The following is a 2,018-nucleotide window of genomic DNA, read 5'->3' on the forward strand; positions in this document are numbered from 1 at the left end:
CAATAACTCCATGTCGATCACTCCATCGCCCCCCGGCCAGGCCAAAGGGGTAAGGTTCGAACATGGGTCAGTTCTCGGCGGAAAAACCCGGGCTGCCTGGGTCAGTTCTCAGTGGAAATCGACACGCAAAGCTCATCGCGCCGATGATCAAGTGCTTTATGACAACTGATCGCGCGTTCGCCAAATTGCGGCGAGGCGAGCCAATTCAGTCCTCCTCTGCGGGCGCTCCTGGCGCCGACAGATCGGGATAGCGCTCGCGCAGCAGGTCGAGGAACGGCGCGAGCGTGGGATTTCTGTTGGCCTGCCGCCAGTAGGCCACGAAGTTCAGGCGAGTCGGACCGTCGCCGTCCTGAACCTCGCGATAGGCGACGCCAGGATGGGCTGCGCCGGTCGCGCCTTCCGCGACGAGCGTAAGGCCGAGCCCGGCGCCGACAAAGCTCAGAAGACGCTCGATCCCCAGCTTGTGCCGCACGAGTCGGCATTCCCGCTGCGAGCCGAGCTTGCTCAGCAGAAGGCGCTCGTAGTCCGGCCCGGGATCGCGCTCGGTGACCAGGACATTCTCGCCCTCCAGCTCGGTCCATTGGATGATCTCGTGGTCGTAAAGGGGGGGGGCCCTTCAGGAACGGTGACGACGACGCGCTCGCTCCACAGCGGGAGCGCTTTATCCGCCCAGGCGGCAGAAGCGGCCGTCATGATGGCGACGTCAATGGCGTCTGCGGAGAGGTCGGAGAGAAGAAGAACGCGGCGTCCATCGACGCCCTTGACGTCGACGTTGGGAAAGCGTCGCTGATGCTCCATTAGCGTGGCGCGCAAATTGCCGGCGGACAGCGCCCCGCAGACGCCGACGGTCAGACCGCCCCTTTCGCCGCGGGAGCGGACCTTCAGCCCGGCGAAGGCGGCGTCCACGTCGTTGACGATGCGCCGCGCCGTGTCGAGGAACTCCTGGCCGGCTGTCGTCGACCGCGTCCCGCCGGTGGTTCTCTCGAACACCACGGAGCCCAGCCGGTGCTCCAGATCACGCAGACGTCGGCTGAGCGTCAGCATTGACAGTCGAGCTTTGTGATCTCAGGTGGGCGATCGTCGCATCACAGCATAGAAGCCTGCGACAGGCGGCCGAGGCGCTGAACGTTCGACAGTCGTACACAGTTCCGTCATCAGAGGCGCCCTCAACGACCGTCAGTCGAAAGCGCATCTCTCGGAAAATCCGGCGCTTCAGGCCACCGTTGTCCGCAATCGGCTTCGCGTTCCCAATGCAGCCTGAGCCGCCGCAAGACGGGCGATCGGCACGCGGTAGGGTGAGCAGGACATATACGTCAGCCCCAGTTGCTCACAAAAGTGGACCGAGGTTGGATCACCGCCGTGTTCGCCGCAAATTCCGAGCTTTATGCCGGGACGCGTCTGCCGGCCTCCCAGTACGGCGACCGCAAGCAATGAGCCGACTCCATCCACGTCAATCGACACGAACGGATCGGCACGCCTCGAGGGCGCCATCGCCGCCGGAAAGCAGACCGGCAGAGTCCCCCGAGATCGCCGAAATGCAGGCGCGCGCGATCGAGAGCATCGGATTGAATTCATGCAATTCGGCGGCCCGGCGCTTGAGGGTGTCGGCTGGGACGCCCATTGACGCGGCGACCTCTGCGATCTCTTCGTCCGATTGCGGCAGAAACTCGTGCAGAGGCGGATCGAGCAGGCGGATCGTCACCGGCAATCGATGCGGATTGTTCCGGCGCCGGAGACGCAGGGCTTGCCCATGCCGCGCGCCACCACGGCCGCATGGGAGGTCATGCCGCCGCGCGTCGTCAGAATGCCCTCGGCGACATTCATGCCGTGAATGTCGTCCGGGCTGGTCTCGATGCGCACGAGGATCACGGCTTTGCCCGCCGCCTTGGCCGTCTCGGCGTCCTCGGAACTGAAGACGATCTCGCCGCTCGCAGCGCCCGGCGAAGCCGGCAGGCCGGTCGCGACGATTTTGCGCTCGGCCTTTGGGTCAATCGTCGGATGGAGCAACTGGTCGAGCG

At 65.0% G+C, this 2,018-nt stretch carries 3 protein-coding genes and 1 pseudogene; 1 reads left to right on the forward strand and 3 read right to left on the reverse strand.

Annotation, left to right across the window (positions count from 1 at the left end; all coding sequences use genetic code 11):
* Positions 1-62: 62 nt before the first annotated feature.
* Positions 63-251, forward strand: a complete 189-nt coding sequence (locus MPC4_RS21535; protein WP_174513607.1) for a DUF2274 domain-containing protein — start codon at positions 63-65, stop codon at positions 249-251.
* Here the strand turns inward: MPC4_RS21535 and MPC4_RS21540 are convergent.
* The 3 genes and pseudogenes from MPC4_RS21540 to MPC4_RS17230 form a co-directional block, all read right to left on the reverse strand.
* Positions 206-589 (reverse strand): LysR substrate-binding domain-containing protein, encoded by a 384-nt coding sequence (locus tag MPC4_RS21540; protein WP_174513609.1) that lies wholly within the window; start codon positions 587-589, stop codon positions 206-208. The two genes, MPC4_RS21535 and MPC4_RS21540, sit on opposite strands and share 46 nt — an antisense overlap.
* Positions 505-1,044: a LysR family transcriptional regulator gene (locus MPC4_RS21545; protein ID WP_174513608.1), complete on the reverse strand. Its 540-nt coding sequence runs from the start codon at positions 1,042-1,044 to the stop codon at positions 505-507. The genes MPC4_RS21540 and MPC4_RS21545 overlap by 85 nt, the downstream gene beginning before the upstream one ends.
* Positions 1,045-1,212: 168 nt before the next feature.
* Positions 1,213-2,018, reverse strand: a pseudogene (locus MPC4_RS17230) (PEP-utilizing enzyme); the annotation flags it as partial.

The organism is Methylocella tundrae (genome assembly GCF_901905185.1).
Classification (GTDB): domain Bacteria; phylum Pseudomonadota; class Alphaproteobacteria; order Rhizobiales; family Beijerinckiaceae; genus Methylocapsa; species Methylocapsa tundrae.